A 19,661-nucleotide genomic window follows, 5' to 3' on the forward strand; every position below is an offset into this window, starting at 1 on the left:
GTATCGTTGCCATCGATCGGTCCGGCATGCCAGCTGGACGCGCAAGCGGAGGTCTCCTCCCACCTGATCCGCCGAAAGGCAGACGGGTCCAGGATCACACCGGAGTTTTCGGCAGGAGAGCTCAGTGACCCCGCATGCGTGACGTGCGGGGTTTTTGGCTTTTCCCGCACGGTCGAGCAGTAAGCGGAAGCCTTTTGGAGGTCCCATCAGCACCGAGCCCCGCATCAACGATCGTATTCGTGTGCCGGAGGTCCGCCTCGTCGGCCCGAACGGCGAGCAGGTCGGCATCGTCTCCATCGGGGACGCACTGAAACTGGCTCAGGAAGCCGACCTCGATCTCGTCGAAGTCGCCGCGACGGCCCGCCCGCCCGTGTGCAAGCTCATGGACTACGGCAAGTTCAAGTACGAGTCGGCCATGAAGGCACGCGAGGCCCGCCGCAACCAGGCGCATACGATCATCAAGGAGATCAAGCTCCGGCCGAAGATCGATCCGCACGACTACGAGACCAAGAAGGGTCACGTCGTGCGCTTCCTCAAGGCGGGGGACAAGGTCAAGGTCACGATCATGTTCAGGGGCCGCGAGCAGTCCCGTCCGGAACTCGGTTTCCGGCTCCTGCAGCGCCTCGCGGAGGACGTCACCGAGCTCGGCTTCGTGGAGTCGCAGCCGAAGCAGGACGGCCGCAATATGATCATGGTGATCGGTCCGCACAAGAAGAAGGCCGAGGCCAAGGCCGAGAAGGCGGCGGCGCGGGCGCAGCGCGGAGCGGACGAAGACGCGACAGAGGCGGCAGAGGCGACGGCGCAGGCGGAGGCACCCGCATCGGCGGAGTGAGCCGGAGGCAACGGCCACGCCGCGTGAGCGGAGTGACGAGCCCCTCTGAACCATCAGATGGAGCATCGACAAGGCGGAGACCGGGACGGTCTCGCGGAGTGAGCATGCCGTCGGCCGGGGTTTCGGCCCTGGACCGGCGGTACGGACAACGAGGGAGAGACGGCTGACATGCCGAAGATGAAGACGCACAGCGGTGCGAAGAAGCGGTTCCGGCTCACCGGTTCCGGCAAGGTCGTTCGCCGCCGTGCCAACCGGCAGCACCTGTTCGAGTACAAGCCGTCCACCCGTACGCGCCGTCTCGAAGGTCTCGTCGTCATGTCCGACGCCGACACCAAGAAGATCAAGAAGCTGCTCGCCAAGTAACGACCCGGGGAGATAGAACAACATGGCACGCGTGAAGCGGGCGCTCAACGCCAAGAAGAAGCGCAGGGTCGTCCTCGAGCGGGCGAGCGGTTACCGGGGGCAGCGGTCGCGCCTTTACCGCAAGGCCAAGGAGCAGATGCTCCACTCCATGACCTATGCGTACCGGGATCGCAAGGACAAGAAGGGCACCTTCCGCCGTCTTTGGATCCAGCGCATCAACGCCGCCGCCCGGGCGAACGGCATCACCTACAACCGGTTCATCCAGGGCCTGCGCCTCGCGGGCATCGAGGTCGACCGGAAGATCCTCGCCGACCTCGCGGTGACCGACACCCAGACCTTCGCCACGCTCGTCGAGTCCGCCAAGAAGGCGCTCCCGGCCGACGTGAACGCGCCGGTCGCGTAAGACCGCACCACTGAGGGCCCGCCGACGCCGGTGGGCCCTCATTCACGTCAAGGGGGGATCGAGCAAGGCATGGCGGAGCTCACCAGCACCAGGTCGCCGCGGGTCAAGGCCGCGCGCCGGCTGACCAAGCGGGCCTTCCGTGACCGCGACCGGGCATTCCTGGCCGAAGGACCCCAGGCGGTTCGCGAGGCCCTGACGCTCGACGACGTCACGGTCGAGCTCTTCGCCACGGCCGAGGCGGAGACGCGGCATCCCGACATCGTCGGCGCCGCCCTCGCCGCCGGGGTCCCCGTCCACAGGGCCAGCGGCGAGGTCATGGCCGACCTGACCCAGACGATCACCCCGCAGGGCATCCTCGCGGTCTGCCGGTTCGTGCACGTTCCCCTGGCCGAGGCCATACGGCCCGGCACCCGGCTGGTGGCGCTGCTCGCCCACGTCCGCGACCCCGGGAACGCCGGCACCGTCCTGCGTACGGCGGACGCGGCGGGCGCCGACGCGGTCGTGTTCACCGACGCGTCGGTGGACCCCTACAACGGCAAATGCGTGCGGGCCAGCGCCGGCAGCCTCTTCCATCTCCCGGTGGCGACGGGCGCATCGGTGGCCCATGCCGTACGGCAGGCCAAGGAGGCGGGCCTGCGGGTGCTCGCGGCCGACGGGGCGGGCACCGTGACCCTCGACGAGGTCGACCTGGCCCGGCCCACCGCGTGGCTGTTCGGCAACGAGGCGTGGGGTCTGCCGCCCGAGCTCCTCGAACTGGCCGACGAGGTCGTGCGCGTGCCGATCTACGGGCGGGCGGAAAGCCTCAACCTCGCCACCGCCGCCGCAGTGTGCTTGTACTCATCCGCCCGCGTTCAGCGGGAGAACTTATCTTCCGTGGAAGATCCCACCACCTCGCCCCGCTGAGGCTGCTGAAGATCCCCGGAAACCCGCTATTGTCGGCGGTGGAGTCGCGGAAGTCGTGCGGCGCGGTTCCGTTCCGCGGGGCTCCCGAGGGTTGAGGAGGCGGTCTCGTGCGAGGTGGCGGCACCCCCGGCGGTTCCCTTCACGGGCCTGCCGACGGGAGTGCGTACATCTGCGTCGACGAGCTGCCCGACGGGGTCGTGGCGGCCGACCACGAGGGCATCGTCCTGATCGTCAACCGGGCCGCCGAACGACTGACCGGAGTGAGCCGTGAAGCGGCGGTCGGCAGGCACATCACCGAGGCCCTGCCGTTCCGCGACCTCGAAGGCCGCGACTGGTGGAAGTGGCTTGATCCGCACGGTGGCCTGCGAACGCGGTCTCGCCAGCCGGAACGCCCGTTGACTCTGCCGGGGCGGCAGGAGGTGCTCGTGGCCGCGCGTTTCGTGCGCGCACCCGAGCGGGGCGGCCCGGTCACCCGCGTCGTGATCACCATCAGGGACGCCTCCGCCAGAGCCCGGGTGGAGCGGAGCAGAGCCGACCTCGTCTCCACGGTCGCTCACGAGCTCAGGTCTCCGCTGACCAGCGTGAAAGGCTTCACGGCCACGCTGCTGGCCAAGTGGGAGCGGTTCACCGACGCCCAGAAGCTGGTCATGCTGGAGACGGTCAACGCCGACGCCGACCGCGTCACCCGGCTGATCACCGAGCTTCTCGACGTGTCCCGGATCGAGTCCGGCCGTTTACAGGTGCACCGGCAGATCGTGGACGTCCCGGCACGGGCCCGGCGGATCATCGCGGGCCGGGTCGCCGCGGGAGAGCCGGAAGACCGTTTTCGCCTCGAGGTACACGGGGAATTGCCAGAAACCTGGCTGGATCAGGACAAGATCGACCAAATCCTGTCCAATCTGGTGGAGAATGGCGTCAGGCACGGACGCGGTACCGTGTCCGTAGTAGTCGAGCCGGTCGAATGGGGAATCGCCGTGTCCGTGCGTGATCAGGGTGAGGGCGTCGCGCCTGAGCTCGTCACGCGCGTCTTCCGCCAGTTCTGGCGGGGCAACGGCCGCCGCAGGGGCGGCACCGGGCTCGGGCTCTTCATCGTGAAGGGACTGGTCGAGGCCCACGGCGGCACGATCACCGTTCAGCGGGCGCCCGGCGGCGGCGCCGAGTTTCGATTTACCTTGCCCACCGGGGCCCCTGAATTCGCCTGAGCTGCGCTCTTCCGCACGGCTCGCGCAGCGCGGATGACGGCCCGGTGGGCCGACCCCACTAAACTCGACCTTGCTGAGCGCCCGGCGCCCGCATGCCCTGGATACGGAGCTTTCTCTTGTCGAACACCTATGACCCGGTCGAGGTGACGCCGTTGCACGCCGACGAAATCGAGCGGGCACAGGCGGACGCCCTCGCCGCGATCGCCGCGGCGGGTGACCTCGAGGACCTGAAGCAGGCACGCCTCGCGCATGCCGGTGACCGATCGCCGATCGCGCTCGCCAACCGGGAGATCGGCGCCCTGCCGCCGGCCGCCCGCGCGGAGGCCGGCAAGCGCATCGGCGCCGCCCGCAAGGCAATCGGCCAGGCGCTGGCCGCGCGCCAGGCCGAGCTGGAGGCCGACCGCGACGCACGCGTCCTCGTCGAGGAGACCGTCGACGTCACGCTGCCCTGGGACCGCGCGCCCCGTGGCGCCCGGCACCCTCTCACCACCCTTCAGGAGCGCGTCGCCGACGCGTTCGTCGCGATGGGATACGAGGTCGCCGAAGGGCCCGAGCTGGAGGGCGAGTGGTTCAACTTCGACGCGTTGAACATCGCCCCCGACCACCCCGCCCGCTCCGACCACGACACGTTCTTCGTTGAGAGCACCGACAGCGGGAAGGTGCTGCGCACCCAGACCTCTCCGGTGCAGGTCCGCGCGCTGCTGTCGCGGCCGCTGCCGGTGTACGTGGTCTCGCCGGGCAAGACCTTCAGGACCGACGAGCTCGACGCCACCCACACTCCGGTGTTCCACCAGGTGGAGGGCCTCGCCGTCGACAAGGGCCTGACCATGGCCCACCTCAAGGGCACCCTCGACCGGTTCGCCGAGGTGATGTTCGGCGAGGGCATCCGGACCCGCTTCCGGCCCAACTACTTCCCGTTCACCGAGCCGTCGGCCGAGATGGACCTGCTGTGCTTCGTCTGCCGCGGCTCGTCCGCCGTGCCGGGGAGCCCGCCGTGCCGTACGTGCAAGTCGGAGGGATGGATCGAGTGGGGCGGCTGCGGGATGGTCAACCCGCGCGTCCTGGTCTCCTGCGGGGTCGACCCCGCGGTCTACTCCGGGTTCGCGTTCGGGATGGGCATCGAGCGCACGTTGATGTTCCGCCACAACGCCGAAGACATGCGTGACATGGTCGAAGGCGACGTCCGTTTCACCCTGCCGTTCGGGATGGAGGTCTGATGAAGGTCCCGCTTTCATGGCTGCGGGAGTATGTCGATCTCCCCGCCGTCACGGCGCAGGAGGTGGCCGACAAGCTCACCGCCGCCGGTCTCAAGCTCGAGTCGATCACGTCGCACGGCTACGACATCAAGAACGTGGTCGTCGGCCGGGTCCTCGCTATTGAGGAGCTCACCGGGTTCAAGAAGCCCATCCGGCACTGCCGGGTCGAGGTCGGGGAGGCCGCGCCGCGAGAGATCGTGTGCGGCGCCGTCAACTTCGCCGAGGGCGACGTGGTCCCGGTGGCGCTGCCGGGCGCAGTGCTGCCCGGCGGGTTCGAGATCGCCTCCCGCAAGACGTACGGCAGGCTGTCGGACGGGATGATCTGCTCGGAGGCCGAGCTCGGCATCGCCGACAGCTCCCCGGGCATCCTCCTGCTTCCGCAGGACACGCCGATCGGCGCCGACGTGGTGGAGCTGCTCGGTCTGCGCGACGACGTGCTGGAGCTGGAGATCACGCCTGACCGCGGCTACGCGCTGTCGATTCGCGGCGTCGCACGTGAGGCGGGCATCGCGTTCGGCGTGCCCTTCCACGACCCGGGCCTGGCTCCCGTGCCCGAGACCGAGGGACCGTCATGGCCGGCGGCCATCGGCGACCTCACCGCCTGCGACAGGTTCGTGCTGCGCACGGTCTCCGGGTTCGACCCCGCCGCCGAGAGCCCGCTGTGGATGCGGGTACGGCTGGCCCGCGCCGGCATGCGGCCGGTCTCGCTGGCGGTCGATGTCACCAACTACGTGATGCTGGAGCTCGGGCAGCCGCTGCACGCGTTCGACCGGTCCCGGCTGGCCGGTGAGATCGTGGTCCGCAGGGCGCGGTCGGCGGAGACCCTGGAGACGCTCGACCACGTCGTGCGCAAGCTCCACGAGGACGACATCCTCATCACCGACGACTCGGGGGCCATCTCGATCGCGGGCACGATGGGCGGCCTGCACACCGAGATCTCCGACGCCTCCACCGACATCGTGATCGAGGCGGCGCACTTCTCCGCCACCGGCATCGCCCGGCAGTCGCGCCGGCACAACCTGGTGAGCGAGGCGTCCAAGCGCTTCGAGCGCGGCGTCGACCGCGAGCTTCCGCTGGTCGCGTCGTGGCGTGCCGTACAGCTCCTGGTCGAACTGGGCGGGGCCACCGCCGATCCGGGCGTCACCCAGGTCGAGGGCGAGGCGGCGCCCGTCACGATCACCATCCCGTCCGGGCATCCTGCGCGCGTCGCGGGCCTGCCGTACGAGCGGGAGACCGTCGTGCGGCGCCTGGAGCAGGTGGGGTGCGTCGTGGTCGACGGGGCCGTCGAGTCCGCGCGCGGCGGGCAGGGCGTCGCGGCGACGGGTGTGGTGTCGAGCGGGGAACTGGCCGACAAGCTGGCCGTGCACGGCGACGACCTGATCACGGTCACGCCGCCGACCTGGCGGCCGGACCTCACCGACCCCAACGACCTGGCCGAAGAGGTCATCCGCCTCGAAGGCTATGAGCGGCTGCCCTCCGTGCTGCCCGCGGCTCCGGCCGGGGCGGGCCTGACCGAGGGGCAGCGGCTGCGCCGCCGGGTGGGCAGGGCGCTGTCCGGTTCCGGATATGTCGAGATTTTGTCGTATCCGTTCATCGGTGCGCGGGACTTGGACGTCCTTCAGCTGCCGGAGGACGATCCGCGCAGGAGGGCGACCCGGCTGGTCAATCCGCTCAGCGAGGATGAGCCGTTCATGCGGACCACCTTGCTGCCCGGGCTGCTGAAGACGCTCGTGCGCAACGTGGGCCGTGGCACGACCGACGTTGCGTTGTTCGAGATCGGCCTGGTGTACCGCCCGGAGGCGGACGCCCCGGCCACGGCGCCCGTCCTTCCGGTCGACCGGCGGCCGACCGGCGAGGAACTCGCTAGCATCGAGGTCGCTCTGCCGCGGCAGCCGCTCAGGGTGGCGGCCGTTCTGGCCGGCGAGTTCGAGCGGTCCGGTTGGTGGGGCAAGGGACGCCAGGCCTCCTGGGCCGACGCAGTCGAGGCCGCTCGTGCCATCGCCCGTGAGGCCGGAGTCGAGCTCACGGTCCGGGCCGACCAGCACGAGCCATGGCATCCCGGCCGGTGCGCCGAGCTGAGCGTGGTGGACCCCGCCACGGGGGAGAGGGTGCTCGTCGGGCACGCGGGCGAGCTGCACCCTCGCGTGATCGAGGCGTACGGCCTGCCCCCGCGGACGGCCGCCATGGAGGTGGAGCTCTCCCGGCTGAAGTCGCCCGGGCCCGTGCAGACGCCTGCCGTGTCCACGTATCCCGTGGCCACCCAGGACGTGGCGCTCATCGTTCCGGCACAGACGCCGGTGGCTCTCGTGGAGGAGGCTCTGCGGGAAGGCGCGGGAGAGCTGCTGGAGTCGATCCGGCTGTTCGACGTGTACACGGGTGAGCAGGCGGGTGAGGGCAACAAGTCGCTGGCCTACAGCCTGCGGTTCCGCGCCCTCGACCGAACCCTGACGGTGGAGGAGACGACCGCGGCCCGTGACGCCGCCGTCGCCGTCGCCGCCACCCGGACGGGAGCCCAGCTCCGCTCCTGAGACTCCCCCGGCGCCTTGCCGGCGCTCATGGGGGTGATCATGCAGAAGTTCGTGATCTTGGCCTGTGACCAGGCAGGACGCGATGCGTGATCATGCAGAAGTTCGGGCGGATGCCCTCTGAGCAGGCGAGACGCATTTCGTGATCATGCACGAGATGCGTCTCGCCTGTTGTCATATGGGCGTGTGGTGATCGGTGCGGACGTGGAAACTGCATGATCACCACACGCGTATTGCCAGGTAGACGCGATTTCCCCGAACTTCTGCATGATCATGATTTGAGTATGCGCTGGTCAGCGGGGCTGCCGGCGAACTTCTGCATGATCACGCCTAAGGGGGGGTTTGGGGGGTGGGGAGGGTTATTTGCTGTAAATCTCGAATTCGTAGAGGGAGTAGCCGTAGGAGGTGCCTCTCGCTACGCCTTGCATCCGGACGTATCGGGCGTTGACCGGGGTGAAGGACACGTTGTCCACGCCGCCGTTGCCTGTGGTGATGGCGGACACGGTCGTCCAGGTGGTGCCGTCGGTGGACGTCTGGATGTTGTACGACGAGCCGTAGGCCGTCTCCCAGCGAAGGATCACCCTGCCCACGCTCTTGCTCGAGCCGAGATCCACCTGGATGTACTGGTTGTTGGTCCAGTCACTCGCCCACCGCGTGGAGGGGTCGCCGTCGATCGCCTTGGCCGGGGTGTTGGGGCTCTGCGTGCCGTTCGCGCTCGCCGTCGCCCCCGTGGCCAGGTTGCTGATCGTGTCACCCCGGTGGGCCGGGAAGGAGACCACCTGCTGGTAGGTCGGCCGGTTCTGCCAGGAGATCAGCGGGTGCTTGACGCCGCCCAGCGGCGACTGCCGGATGGCGTCGGCACACCACTGGTCGCCCGCCGAGCACACGTCGTCTCCCGGGTAGGTGGTCGACGCGGGCTCGGCCAGGGCGGCGGACAGACTGTTCAGCAACACCGTACGGCAGGCCGCCACGGTGTCTCCGCAGTATTTGGACGGCAGGGCCGAGCCGACCTGGTCGCCGAGCACGTTGCGCACGTCCTTGTCGACGTAACCCCACCAGCCGTACTGGAACGAGGAGCCCTTGTGCGTCTGCGCCTCGTTGGCCGAGGTGGGGAAGGACGAGAGGTCACCCTGCTGCTGTCCCGAGGGCGACTCGTTGACCTGCAGCGCGTTGACCAGAGACTGGTAGAGGTCGTCGCCCATGCCCGGCCGGAACTCGGCGCGCACGAGTTTCGGCCACCACGCGTCGAAGATGCGGATGGCGTCGGCGTTCGCGTACGTCTTGCTGCCCGGGGACGTCTCCACCCGTTTTGTCCCGGACGCGGCCCATGCCGACAACTTGGACACCGCCGACGACAGGGCCGGGTCGGTCACGGCGGAGTTGTTGACGACCCGGAGCAGGTTGGGCAGCACCTTCCAGCCGCGCAGGTCGGTGGTCGCGGCCGATGCCATGATCTTGGCGGCGCCGGCCCGGTCGAGGGTGCCCGATGCGAGCGCGGCCTTGACCGGGGCGTCGAGCAGGTCGCCGCGGTGCACCGGCCCGAAGCTGAAGTTGCCGTCGGCCGAGCCGTAGTCCTTGGCCTGCTTGTTGTTCCAGCTGACGAAGTAGTCCTGGTTGACCGCCTGCGGATGGGTGCTCGGCGCCGCGTAGGTGGCGGTGTTCGTCGCGGGGTCGAACCCGGCCCACTCGTGGGCGGCGTCGGCCGTCATGGGCAGGTTCGGGTCGGACACGGCCGAGCGGACCGGGTTGCTGCCGGACATGAAGTACGCCGTGTCGGCCGAGTTCACATAGAACCAGTTGAACGCGAACGCGATCGAGGACGCGGAGTTCATGAACGCGGCGGGGGAACCCATTTCGGCGGGGTCGTTGAACATCTGGAAGCCGACGGCCGAGTCGGCCTCGTGCTGGTAGGTCGAGCGCAGCGTCGTGAAGGCCGTGGGGACCCCGCCGACGGTGCCGCGCCAGGTCACCAGGCCGTATTTGGTGCGTTTGACCACGAGGTCGTAGGAGCCCGCGGCCGTCGAGTCCGCCGTGTTCGGCTTCCACGAGTTGGTCTTCTTCAGGGTCTCCATGGCCGTGCAGGATCCCCGGTAGAGGTAGTAGTTCGACGAGGTTGTGGGTGTGGCGCCGTTCGGGTCGCACAACGTGACGGCGTAGGTGTCGGTGATGTCCTGCAGGCTGGAAGTGGCGCTCCAGGCGTAGTCGGTGCCCCGGCCGAGCAGCACATACAGGCTCAGCCCGGAGAACGCCGCTCCGCGTGCGCGGATGCCGGGGCCGTTCAGCTCCTCCAGCATGAGCAGTTGTGGTGCGAAGTAGCCGGTCTGCGGGCCGAAGACCGCGATCGGGTGGCCGTTGGACGATTCGGCGGCCGACACGACGATCGCATTCGACATGCTCGGCTTGGAGCTGTCGACGGTCAGCCCGGTCAGCGCGCTCTTGGCCGCGGTGGCGGAGGAGGTGGCGGTGCCGGTCTCGTTCTCGGTGATGTCGACCGGCTTCGTCGTGGGGGCGTCGGGCAGGACGACCCCCGTCGCGCCGGACGGCGTGGCCCCCGAGGGGAAGCTCTGCCCGTCATGCAGGGTCAGCACGGTCTCCGGGTCGTTCTGCTCGCGCAGCGCCTGCCACGCCTGGTCTCCGGCGGCCGTGCCGTACTTCGCGCGGGCGGCCACCCGGACGAGGGCCGACTGCATCTCCGCGCCGCCGCCACCGCCGAACAGGCCGCCGATCACGCCCGAGATGGCGATCAGGTCGGTCATCTGGAAGTCGACGGGGCCGCCCGCGTTGGTGATCGCGTCGAGGTGGCCGGTCAGCACGTACTCGCCGGGGCAGTTGCGGTTGGCCATGCAGTAGTCGATATAGGCGTTGATGCCGGCGACGTAGCTCTGCACGTCGGCGTACAGCTGCGCGCCGCGGGGCCCGGAGTTCCTCAGCCGGTCGACCTGCGCCTGCAGGTCGGCCTCGGTGTAGGGGGAGTTGCGCCAGACGCTCTGCTCCAGCTCCCGGTTGCCCATCGCGCCACCGGCGAAGGGCGTCAGCTCGCCCCGGCCGACGTGGCGCATCAGGTCCATCAGCCACAGACGGTCCTGCGCGCCCGCGTAGCCGGCGCCGAACATGGTGCCCGACCGGGTGGTTCCGGTGATGTGCGGGGTGCCGGTGGCCTTGTCGCGGACGATCGTGACGTCGGACCGGGGACTGATCGTGCTCTCGACCTGGCCGGGCGGAACGCCGAAGCCGCTGTCGTTGAAGAAGCTCGTGATCTGGTCGTCGGTCAGCCCGGTGTAGCCGGAGATCAGATTGGCGTATTTGCTGAGCTGGTCGGTGCTGTGGGCGGGGAAGGTACCGAAGCCCTGGTTGCCGATGACGTCGATCAGGGTGGCGTTGCCGTTCTGGCCAGGAGGCAGCACGTCGGCGCACTGGCCGAGGCAGTAGTCGTCCGCCGGATAGTACGGAGCCGCTGAGGCGGGGGCCGCCGGAAGCCCGACGGCGAGCAGGGCGAAGGCCGCGGCGGCCGTGATCGCCCGTCGAAGGCGCGCGTGCATGGGGAACTGCCCTTCGCGAGATCGGGGGGTGAAGGGGGGTGATGCTCACGCGCGCGAACATGAGTGGTGCTCACTTCGGGACGATACGCGTTGGTAACACGACGAGCAATGGGGAAGCAGGATCCAACGAGCACGCATGAGGCGGCCGCCGGGGACGCCCGGCCGGAAGGCGCCTTCCCAACCGGATACAAAAGCACAACGGCGGAAACCGGCCGGGTGGAGTGAACGTGTCAGTGGTGTGAGACTTTTCGTTCCGCTCAGCATTGTTCTCGTCGCTCTCACGGCATGCGGTACGGCCGAGCCTCCTATCCGTGCCGCCGAGCAGACCCCGATCCCTTCCGCGACGGCGTCGGTTGCGCCCTCCGCCGTGGCAGCGTCCCCACAGCCGTGCCCGGAGCGCTGGGGCAGCACGGGGATAGGCGAATGGGTGCCGGCCGTCTCCGACATCCCCGGCGCGGAGGGCACGCTCGTCCCCGGTGCCCCCGTTACGGCGCTGATCTGCGCATATCCCGGTCAGAACAGCGCCCCGGGCGGGGAACGGCTCGCGGGGACCAGGACGCTGGAGGGCGAGCACGCCGGCGGCATGGCCCGCGACCTCGCGTTCCTGCCGGTCGGCGCGACGGGCACCGGCGCCTGCACCGCGATGGGCGGGCCGATGACGAACTACCTCATCCGGTTCACCTACGCCGACGGCAGGTCCTCATGGGTGGGCAGCGCCGACGAGGTCAACAAATGCACGGTGACGACGAACGGCACCGCCGCCAGCAACACCTATGTCGGCGACCGGATCACGGCCGCCTACCGGAACGGCACGTGGACCGCCGCCAAGGCGAAGGACCCGTGCACGACGTGGAAGGCCCGGCGCGGCCAGGACACCAGCATGGTTCCCGAGGGTGCGACGTCGGTGACGGTCTGCCGCCAGGACCCCCGCGGCGGCCGATCGCCCCGGGCCGACTACGGGAGCGACGTCGCGACGTCCCTCGCGTCCGCGCTGAACGCCTTGGAGGCCCGGTCGAGCGAAGGCTTTTGCGAGGGGAGCGGCAAACCCGCCGCAGGCGGCTCCTACCGCCTCGTGTTCGGCTACCCGGACGGGCCCGCTGTGGGCGTCATGATCCTTCTGGACTGCCGGCCCGCCGTCGACAGCGGGCTGCTCCAGGCGGACGTCGACGACCGGGTCATCCGTGAGGTGACGCGGCTGGCCCCCGCCTGATCCGCCCGGTCATCGACCAGGGGATGAGGGGGACTCCAGTCGCTGGCCGCCGATGACCGACAGCAGCTTCAGCTTCTCGCTGCTCTCGCTTCCGGGCGTGGCGGTGAACACGAGCAGCCTGTGCTGCTGGTCGGAGTCATGCATCACCTGGCAGTGCAACTCGAGGTCGCCGACGGCCGGGTGCCGGAACCGCTTCACGTTGGTGTGCCGGATACCCACCTCGTGCCCGTCCCACATCGCGGTGAACTCCAGGCTGACGCCGGACAGGGCTCGCGCGAGTGCTCCGGCGCGTGAGTCCGGCCCGTCGGCGGTGTACACCGACCGCAGCATCGCGACCAGCGTGCGTCCATGCTGGTCCCACTCGCAGGGGTGATACAGGGCCCGGTCGTCCTCGCTCGTGAACCACCGGTAGATCGCGCTGCGCGCCTGGCCCGTGTAGAGGCTGTGATCCCCGTCGAAGGCCACATGCGGCCGGGTCTGCGCGAGTGTTTCCGCGAGGCGGTTCATGACGGTGGCGGGAGTGTCCTGCAACCGGTCGAGGATCCGGAGCAGCCCGGGGTTGATGTGATCCATACGGCTGGACCGCGCGGGGGCGCCGTGTCCGGCGAGGAGGAAGAGATGATCGCGCTCATCGAGCGTGAGACGGAGGGCCCGCGCGATGGCGGCCAGCATGGTCTCGGACGGTTGCGGCCCTCTGCCGCCCTCCAGCCGGCTGTAGTAGTCGGGTGACATGACGGCGAGCACGGCGACCTCTTCGCGCCGCAACCCCCGGGTTCTCCGGCGACGGCCGCGGGGAAGGCCGACGTCCTCCGGCTGCAACGCTTCGCGCCGCTTCCGCAGAAAGTCGGACATCTCCGTGTATTGCACGTCATCCTCCAGCCGGTCGCCTCGTACTTCCAGCAAACCCGACGGCCTGCGGTTTATCCACGGTCCGTCAGACCCACCCAGCGTCGCCTGGCACACCTTCTGTGAGGACGTCTCAGCGGTTCGCGGGCATTCGCAGGACGAACCCGAGGCCCGCTGCCGCGACGGAGAGGACCGCGGCGAGGGCGAAGGCGTGCTGATAGTTGGCAAGGGGGATGGCCGATGTGGCGGCGCCGACTCCTGAGGCCAGGATGGCGGCGGCCACCGGGGAACCGGCGGCAGAGCCCACCGACCGGATCACCGTGTTCAATCCGCCGGCCGCGGCGACTTCGTCGACGGGTACCACGCGCGCGATGATCTGGGAGATCACCGAGAAGCCCATGCCGATACCCAGGCTCAGCACGCAGAACGACGCCAATATCGACCACATCGCCGCCGGCCAGAACGTCAGGCCGAGTGCGCCGAGACCCATGCTCGCCATGGCGATGACCATGCTCGGGCGATGACCTATTCGTCCGAGCACAGCGGGAGCCGCGCGGCCGCCGACGAACACGCAGACCGCCGACGGGAGAAGAACGAGACCGGTGCGGAGGACGTCGTAGCCGTACCCGTAACCGGTGCCGGGATCGGCTTCGAGGATGCTCGGCAGACAAACGTAAATGATGTAGGAGGCGAAGCCGTTCACGAGAACGAGCGCGTTGGCGATGGCCAGCGAGGGTCTCGTCAGTGATCTCACGTCGACCAGCGGTGTCGTCACCCGGTGTTCGACGATGACGAGGAGGACGAAGGCCACGATCGCTCCACCGAAGAGGAGCAGGGTGGGCGCGGCGGTCCAGCCCCAGGACGGGCCCTGGGTGACGCCCAGCAAAAGTCCGGTGAGCGCTGTGGTCAGCAGCACGGCGCCCGCGTAGTCGGTCCTACTCGCCTGCTCGGTTCGGGGAGTGTGCGGCACCCAGACGGCCACGAACACGAGACTGACGACGATCAGCACTCCCGCGACGATGAACATCCCCTGCCAGCTGGAGATCTTGAGGATGGCACCGCCGATGACGAGAGCGGCGCCCGCACCAAGCCCGAGCACTCCGGAGATCCACCCGATCCCCGTGCTCATCGCCTTGCCGGTCGAATGGCGACGGACGATCGCCAAAGCGAGCGGGAAGGCCGCGGTACTGATTCCCTGCGCGGCGCGGCATACGATCAGGAAACCGATGGTGGGGGAGAATGCCGCCGCGAACGTGGCGATCGCGAAGACGACGAGAACCGCCATGAGCACTCGCCTATGGCCGAACCGGTCTCCGAAGGATCCTGCTATCGGAGCGAGAACCGCGCCCGTGAGCAGGTAGGACGTGAGCACCCATCCGCTCGTACGAAGTCCCGCATGGAGGTCCGCGCCAAGGATCGGCAGTGCCGGCACGAGCATCGTCTGCATCAGTGCGTACACGAGCACGACGAGGACAAGGGCCACCACCATGCGGCCGTTCTTCACGGCGGCGGGAGCCTCGCGGGCGGGTGTGAGAACGGCCGCCTCGGGCATCCCCGCGGTCGGGCTGGACATGGATTCCCTCCTATCGGAACGGATGTTCCGTTCCGCGATATCCTGATACCGTCGCTGCATGGATGTCAATCCGCCTCCCGCCGCACGTCAGACCGACCCCGGCCGTCCGGCATCCGGCCGCATCCGCGAAGCCCGGTCCAATGACCTCGCCGTCCTCGTCGCTGCGAAAGAGGTCTTCACCGAGCGCGGTTGGTCGGCCCCGATGTCGGCCATCGCCGAACGCGCGGGAGTGGGCATCGGCAGCCTCTACCGGCGATATCCGAGCAAAGAGGCGCTGGCGCAGGCGCTGCAGATCGCGGCGATGGACCAGATCCGCGAGATCGCGGATGACTGCGTCGAGCACGTCCCGGCGGAGCTCGCGTTCGCGGCATTTCTCAACCGCTACCAGGCCGACTCCTTCGGGCCTCTCGTCTCCATCCTCGGCGGCCGCGTACCTGACCCACCCGAAGTCCACGCTGCCGCGGACCGCATGCGCGACTCCCTGCAGCGAGTGGTCGACGTCGCCCGAAGCTGCAAGCAGATCCCGGAGGACTACGGGCCCACCGACATTCTGCTGATCATCATTCATCTCCGTGGGGCGCTTCCTGGCGAGCCGGCCGAGGTGGTCAAGTACACCCAGAGGCTGCTGGAGCCGCTGCTGGCAGGTCTTCGTGTGATGGCATCGGCCGGACCAGGACGCGGCGAGAACGCCACGCCCGCCCCTCAATGGGATGAGTGGGTCGCTTTCTGGAGTGGGCACCGGTGAAGGTCGTCCCCGGGCGCAAGCCCGGCTCCTGGGGCAGGAACTCCCACGATCGACAGCCCGCCGTGCGTCGCGAAGGGCACGCCGCCGCGACTTAGGCGGTGGCGGGTTCGGTGGCCCGGCGGGCGCGCTCGGCCAGGGCGTACTCGTCGGTGCGCGCGTCGTAGGTGCGGAACCGGGGCAGCACGACCGACATCAGCCCGACGACGCCGACGCACAGAAGCCCGCCCACGCCCAGGGAGAACCGGGTGCCGCCCAGTTGCGCCATGAAACCCGCGCGGGTGTCGCCCAGCATCGGGCCGGCCGAGTAGGACAGCAACTCGATGCCGGCCAGCCGTCCGCGGTATTCGTCGGGGATCGTCTGGTTCCAGATCGTCCCCCGGAACAGGCCGCTGACCATGTCGGCGCCGCCGGCGACCGCGAGGAAGAGGAACGTCAGCCAGATGTCGGGCATGAGGGCCGCGATCGCCACGGCGACACCCCATCCGGTCGCGGAGACGATCACCGCGAGCCCGTGCCGGTGGACGTGGTTGGTCCATCCGGAGGTCAGCGAGGCGACGACCGAGCCCACCCCGCCCGCGGCGTACAGCAGGCCGAGCGCGTTCGGCGCGTTCAGGTCGTCGGCGAGGAACGGGAACAGCGCGTTCGAGAAGGCGAACGCCATGGCCGCGATGTCGACCAGATAGGTGCCCATCAGATCCGGGCGCCGCAGCGCGTACCGGACGCCTTCGACCATCGAGCGCAGCGACGCCGGGGTGGCCTCGTCCAACCGGGTCACCCTGCGCACCCTCACCAGCAACGCCAGGGAGACCAGGAAGGTCGCCACGTCGACGCCGTACGCCATGGCGGGCCCGAAGTTGGCGACGATGAGCCCGCCCGCCGCGGGGCCGGCGATCATGGCGGTGTTCCTGACCAGCCCCTGGATCGCGAACGCGGCGGTCATCTGGTCGAGCGGCACGACCCGGTTGATGATCGCCTGTTCGCTGGGGCCGCGCACGCTGCCGAACCCGGCGGCCAGTGCGCCCACCACATAGAGCACCCAGGCCTGCGGGGACGGCATCAGAGCGTTGACCAGCAAAAGAACGGAGGTCAGGCAGAGCCCGACCTCCGAGAGGATGACTATTTTGCGCCGGTCCAGCGCGTCGGCGATGGCCCCGCCCCACAGGCCGCACACCACCATGGGGACGAATTCGGCGAGGCTGACTAGACCGACCGCGACCGGAGACCCGGTGAGCTCCTTCATCTGGAACGGCACGGCGACGGTCGTGAGGATCGTGCCGAGCATGGTGATCAGGCCGGACCCGAGGAGAAGACGGAAGTCCCGCGAGGCCCGGAGCGGACTCAGGTCCAGGCGCATACGGCGGACGAGAGAGCTGAGCGATCGATCAGGACTTTCCGGCACGATCGTCCATTTTGATCGACGCGCGGGAGGCGGAGCAAACCGTTTTATCGGGTCACGCGTCCGCTCGGCGCGTGCACGCCCCGGGGACGATCAATGTCTCCGATTAGTGCATATGCACACTAAAGTGATCAGATTGGCATAAATCTGATAAACGTGATTTCGCGGCATATCTTGTGTCAACTGACCGGCGCCCCGGGAAGGAGCATCCTCCGATGTCTGATCTTGTGCGTTGCCTCGAACGGCTAAGAGACGCCTTCAACCGGCATGATCTCGGCGAACTGGCGCTCTGCTTCGGGAAGAGAGCCGTTCTCGTCGCGCCGGACGGCATCGGGGAGGACAGAGACGAGATCGCCTCCTACTACGGCCAATTCATGGAGGCGTTTCCCGACTCCCGCTGCACGATCAAGTCGGTGATCACCTCGGCGGACACCCTGGTCGCGGAGTACACCATCACCGGCAGGCACAAGGGGCCGTGGCTGGTGCCGGGGGGAGGGACGGTCGAGCCCACCCTCCGCTCGATCAACGTGCGCGTCTGCTGCCAGTCGTACGTGGAGGACGGCCTGATCGCCAGCCACCGCGTCTTCTACGACCAGTTCGAGGTGGCCGCCCAGCTGGGCGGTTCGTTGTGCTTTTCCGGCCTGCAGGAGATCTAGAGGCTTTCCCCGCGGCCGGCACGGCCACCGTCACGATGACCGTGCCGAAGGCGTCCCCCGTCAGGCGGGCACCTTGTCGAGGAAGCCGTACACGGTCCTGATGCGCCCGTCCTCGGCGAGCGCGACCACGTCGAAGCCGATCACGACGGGCTCGGCGGCGCCCTCCGGCGTGAGATGCCACGTGAACCTCGCGATGTCGTGGTGGCCGTCCACGGGCCCCAGGGTGATCGCCAGACCGGGGAACATCTCCCTTGCCCCGGCGATGACCTCCCCGAAGGCGTCGTGGCCGGTGACGGAGGCCTGCGGGTCGGTGAACGAGACGTCCTCGGTCAGCAGATCGGCGATCGCCTTGGCCCTGGCGTCGGCGTCCGCCTCGTTCCAGACGGCGATGTAACGCTCGGCCACCGCGGTGTAGTCGGTCATGTCCTGCTCCTTCATCCGTGGGGATCGGTGCGACACAGGAAAGGTGTCATGGGCACCGGAAGACGGTCGATGACGTCGCAGGTAAGGAGCCCCGGGCCCGGTACGGCGCCGCCGTACCGGGAGACCGCGGTTTCAGAGCCCGAGCGTCTCCTTGCGGAGGTGGGTCTTGAGCACCTTGCCGCCGGGGTTGCGGGGGAGTTCGGTTTCCCTGAACCAGAATCGGATGGGCACCTTGAAGGGGGCGATCCGGTCGCGCAGGAACGCCTGGAGCTCTTCGGCCGTGGCCGCGGAGCCCGGCTTGAGCCGCACGACCGCGCCCACCTGCTCGCCCATCTCGTCGTCGGGGATGCCGATTACGGCGGCGTCGTCGATGGCGGTGTGCTCGAACAGGGCGGCCTCGACCTCGGCGCAGTAGACGTTCTCCCCGCCTCTGATCACCATGTCCTTGGCGCGGTCGACGATGTAGACGAACCCCTCCTCGTCGACGCGGGCGAGGTCGCCCGTGTGCAGCCAGCCGTTCACGAAGGTCTCGGCGGTGGCGTCGGGCCGGTTCCAATAGCCCAGGATCACGATGGGCCCGCGGATGCACAGCTCCCCGACCTCGCCCGTCGGCACCTCGTCGCCGTGCGGGTCGCAGATCTTGACGTCGAGGACCGCCGCGGGCAGGCCGATGCTGTCCGGCTTGGCCAGGTAGCCGGCGCCGCTGTTGTAGACCGCCAGGGCGGTGGTCTCGGTCATGCCGTACCCGTTGCCGGGGGTGCGCTTGGGCAGCAGTTCGGTGATGCGCTCAAGCAGCTTCGGCGGCGCGGGGGCCCCGCCGTACGAGACCGAGGTGAGCGAGGAGATGTCGTGCTCGCCGAACGAGGGGTGGGAGAGCAGCTGCCAGGCGTTGGTCGGCACGCCGCTCATCGTGGTGACCTTCTCGCGTTCGATGAGCTCGAGCGCACGCTGCGGGTCCCACTTGTACATGAGCACCAGTTGCCCGCCGGTGAAGAACGTCGGCATGAGGACGGCGAAACACCCGGTCGTGTGGAACAGCGGGACGGTCAGGAGCGTGATGCGGCGGACGGCGGCGGCCTCGGCCGGGTCCTTGCCCGCCCGGGCGACGGCGCTCATCAGCGCGTAGGCCACGGTCATCGGCGCCTGGCCGAGGTTCCTGTGGCTGCCGAGCGCGCCCTTGGACCGCCCGGTCGTCCCGGAGGTGTAGAAGATCGTGGCTGGGTCGTCGGGGCCGATCTCGACGTCCGGGAGCGTGACGTCGGACCTGACCTCGCCCATCACCTCTGACCAGTTCGCGTCGGCCGCCCGGGTGACGATCATCGGCACGCCGCTGCCCGACAGCCGCTCGGCGCGCTCGCCGTCGGCGATGACCAGCTTGGCACCCGAGTCGGCCAGGCCGTACTCCATCTCCTGCCGGGTCCACCACGCGTTCAGCGGGACGGCGACTGCTCCCGCGGCGAGCGCGGCGGACATCGCGATGACCCACTCGGGGTAGTTGCGCATGGCGACGGCGACCCGGTCGCCCTTGCGGACGCCGTAGTCGCCGATGAGGCGATGTGCCAGTGTGGCGGCGAGACGGAAGTGCTCCTCGAAGGTCAGGCGCTCGTCCTCGTAGACGACGAAGAGCTTCTCCCCGTGGAAGCGGCTCATTTCCAGCAGCGCGCGGAAGGTGGCCGGCGCGTGCTTCCACGCCCGGATCGTGTTGCCGGCGACCTCGACCTCTTCCATCTCGAAGAGCTGGCCGGGCGCGGTGAGCTGTGCCTGCACCTGATCGTTCGCTGTCATTCTG

16 protein-coding genes are annotated in these 19,661 nt (G+C 69.0%); 10 read left to right on the top strand and 6 right to left on the bottom strand.

Features of this window, described 5'->3' with window-relative positions:
- Positions 1 to 154 precede the first annotated feature (154 nt).
- The 7 genes from infC (at position 155) to Pth03_RS32765 (ending at position 7,487) form a co-directional block, all read left to right on the top strand.
- A complete protein-coding gene (infC, locus tag Pth03_RS32735; protein ID WP_275413260.1) occupies positions 155 to 832 on the top strand; it encodes a translation initiation factor IF-3 in 678 nt (225 codons plus the stop codon).
- Positions 833 to 1,000: 168 nt separating this feature from the next.
- Entirely contained in the window at positions 1,001 to 1,195 is a 195-nt protein-coding gene (gene rpmI, locus Pth03_RS32740; RefSeq protein ID WP_203948312.1) for a 50S ribosomal protein L35, read from the top strand.
- 22 nt (positions 1,196 to 1,217) lie between these two features.
- Entirely contained in the window at positions 1,218 to 1,598 is a 381-nt protein-coding gene (gene rplT, locus Pth03_RS32745) for a 50S ribosomal protein L20 (protein WP_203948313.1), read from the top strand.
- A gap of 69 nt (positions 1,599 to 1,667) precedes the next feature.
- The gene (locus Pth03_RS32750) at positions 1,668 to 2,501 is read left to right on the top strand and encodes a TrmH family RNA methyltransferase (protein ID WP_203948314.1); all 834 of its coding nucleotides are present in this window, start codon (positions 1,668 to 1,670) and stop codon (positions 2,499 to 2,501) included.
- A 107-nt stretch (positions 2,502 to 2,608) separates the two neighbouring features.
- Complete coding sequence (locus Pth03_RS32755) at positions 2,609 to 3,703, top strand: sensor histidine kinase (RefSeq protein ID WP_203948315.1); 1,095 nt, start codon at positions 2,609 to 2,611, stop codon at positions 3,701 to 3,703.
- Between the two features lie 92 nt (positions 3,704 to 3,795).
- Positions 3,796 to 4,920, top strand: coding sequence for a phenylalanine--tRNA ligase subunit alpha (pheS, locus tag Pth03_RS32760; RefSeq protein ID WP_203948316.1), 1,125 nt, complete (start codon positions 3,796 to 3,798; stop codon positions 4,918 to 4,920).
- On the top strand, positions 4,920 to 7,487 hold the full coding sequence (locus Pth03_RS32765; protein ID WP_203948317.1) for a phenylalanine--tRNA ligase subunit beta: 2,568 nt from the start codon (positions 4,920 to 4,922) through the stop codon (positions 7,485 to 7,487). The genes pheS and Pth03_RS32765 overlap by 1 nt, the downstream gene beginning before the upstream one ends.
- Before the next feature lie 356 nt (positions 7,488 to 7,843).
- Here the strand turns inward: Pth03_RS32765 and Pth03_RS32770 are convergent, their stop codons facing one another.
- A complete protein-coding gene (locus tag Pth03_RS32770; RefSeq protein WP_203948318.1) occupies positions 7,844 to 11,023 on the bottom strand; it encodes a penicillin acylase family protein in 3,180 nt (1,059 codons plus the stop codon).
- 427 nt (positions 11,024 to 11,450) lie between these two features.
- On the opposite strand from Pth03_RS32770, the gene Pth03_RS32775 reads away from it, so the two are divergent.
- On the top strand, positions 11,451 to 12,233 hold the full coding sequence (locus Pth03_RS32775; RefSeq protein ID WP_203948319.1) for a hypothetical protein: 783 nt from the start codon (positions 11,451 to 11,453) through the stop codon (positions 12,231 to 12,233).
- A gap of 9 nt (positions 12,234 to 12,242) precedes the next feature.
- Here Pth03_RS32775 and Pth03_RS32780 read toward each other — a convergent pair whose 3' ends face one another.
- Positions 12,243 to 13,100: a helix-turn-helix transcriptional regulator gene (locus tag Pth03_RS32780; protein ID WP_239119542.1), complete on the bottom strand. Its 858-nt coding sequence runs from the start codon at positions 13,098 to 13,100 to the stop codon at positions 12,243 to 12,245.
- A 112-nt stretch (positions 13,101 to 13,212) separates the two neighbouring features.
- Positions 13,213 to 14,652 carry an MFS transporter gene (locus Pth03_RS32785; protein ID WP_203948320.1) on the bottom strand — a complete coding sequence of 480 codons (1,440 nt, stop codon included), beginning with the start codon at positions 14,650 to 14,652 and terminating at the stop codon, positions 13,213 to 13,215.
- A gap of 58 nt (positions 14,653 to 14,710) precedes the next feature.
- Here Pth03_RS32785 and Pth03_RS32790 point away from each other — a divergent pair, with 58 nt between their 5' ends.
- The gene (locus Pth03_RS32790) at positions 14,711 to 15,397 is read left to right on the top strand and encodes a TetR/AcrR family transcriptional regulator (RefSeq protein WP_203948321.1); all 687 of its coding nucleotides are present in this window, start codon (positions 14,711 to 14,713) and stop codon (positions 15,395 to 15,397) included.
- A gap of 91 nt (positions 15,398 to 15,488) precedes the next feature.
- On the opposite strand, the gene Pth03_RS32795 is transcribed toward Pth03_RS32790, so the two are convergent.
- On the bottom strand, positions 15,489 to 16,751 hold the full coding sequence (locus Pth03_RS32795; protein WP_239119543.1) for an MFS transporter: 1,263 nt from the start codon (positions 16,749 to 16,751) through the stop codon (positions 15,489 to 15,491).
- A 257-nt stretch (positions 16,752 to 17,008) separates the two neighbouring features.
- Between Pth03_RS32795 and Pth03_RS32800 the strand changes: the two genes are divergently transcribed.
- The gene (locus Pth03_RS32800) at positions 17,009 to 17,449 is read left to right on the top strand and encodes an ester cyclase (RefSeq protein ID WP_203948322.1); all 441 of its coding nucleotides are present in this window, start codon (positions 17,009 to 17,011) and stop codon (positions 17,447 to 17,449) included.
- 60 nt (positions 17,450 to 17,509) lie between these two features.
- Here the strand turns inward: Pth03_RS32800 and Pth03_RS32805 are convergent, their stop codons facing one another.
- Positions 17,510 to 17,872 carry a nuclear transport factor 2 family protein gene (locus tag Pth03_RS32805; RefSeq protein WP_203948323.1) on the bottom strand — a complete coding sequence of 121 codons (363 nt, stop codon included), beginning with the start codon at positions 17,870 to 17,872 and terminating at the stop codon, positions 17,510 to 17,512.
- A 132-nt stretch (positions 17,873 to 18,004) separates the two neighbouring features.
- Complete coding sequence (locus Pth03_RS32810; RefSeq protein ID WP_203948324.1) at positions 18,005 to 19,657, bottom strand: class I adenylate-forming enzyme family protein; 1,653 nt, start codon at positions 19,655 to 19,657, stop codon at positions 18,005 to 18,007.
- Positions 19,658 to 19,661 lie beyond the last annotated feature (4 nt).

The sequence above is a fragment of the Planotetraspora thailandica genome (genome assembly GCF_016863335.1).
Lineage (GTDB): Bacteria > Actinomycetota > Actinomycetes > Streptosporangiales > Streptosporangiaceae > Planotetraspora > Planotetraspora thailandica.

What these genes read in the sequence shown, in the direction of transcription:
- rplT (WP_203948313.1), top strand. Translation starts at nt 1,218, where the DNA reads ATGGCACGCGTGAAGCGGGCGCTCAACGCCAAGAAGAAGCGCAGGGTC.
- pheS (WP_203948316.1), top strand. Translation starts at nt 3,796, where the DNA reads ATGCCCTGGATACGGAGCTTTCTCTTGTCGAACACCTATGACCCGGTC.
- Pth03_RS32795 (WP_239119543.1), bottom strand. Translation starts at nt 16,751, where the DNA reads ATGCGCCTGGACCTGAGTCCGCTCCGGGCCTCGCGGGACTTCCGTCTT.
- rpmI (WP_203948312.1), top strand. Translation starts at nt 1,001, where the DNA reads ATGCCGAAGATGAAGACGCACAGCGGTGCGAAGAAGCGGTTCCGGCTC.
- Pth03_RS32805 (WP_203948323.1), bottom strand. Translation starts at nt 17,872, where the DNA reads ATGACCGACTACACCGCGGTGGCCGAGCGTTACATCGCCGTCTGGAAC.
- Pth03_RS32810 (WP_203948324.1), bottom strand. Translation starts at nt 19,657, where the DNA reads ATGACAGCGAACGATCAGGTGCAGGCACAGCTCACCGCGCCCGGCCAG.
- Pth03_RS32750 (WP_203948314.1), top strand. Translation starts at nt 1,668, where the DNA reads ATGGCGGAGCTCACCAGCACCAGGTCGCCGCGGGTCAAGGCCGCGCGC.
- Pth03_RS32790 (WP_203948321.1), top strand. Translation starts at nt 14,711, where the DNA reads ATGGATGTCAATCCGCCTCCCGCCGCACGTCAGACCGACCCCGGCCGT.
- Pth03_RS32785 (WP_203948320.1), bottom strand. Translation starts at nt 14,652, where the DNA reads ATGTCCAGCCCGACCGCGGGGATGCCCGAGGCGGCCGTTCTCACACCC.
- Pth03_RS32770 (WP_203948318.1), bottom strand. Translation starts at nt 11,023, where the DNA reads ATGCACGCGCGCCTTCGACGGGCGATCACGGCCGCCGCGGCCTTCGCC.
- Pth03_RS32800 (WP_203948322.1), top strand. Translation starts at nt 17,009, where the DNA reads ATGTCTGATCTTGTGCGTTGCCTCGAACGGCTAAGAGACGCCTTCAAC.
- Pth03_RS32765 (WP_203948317.1), top strand. Translation starts at nt 4,920, where the DNA reads ATGAAGGTCCCGCTTTCATGGCTGCGGGAGTATGTCGATCTCCCCGCC.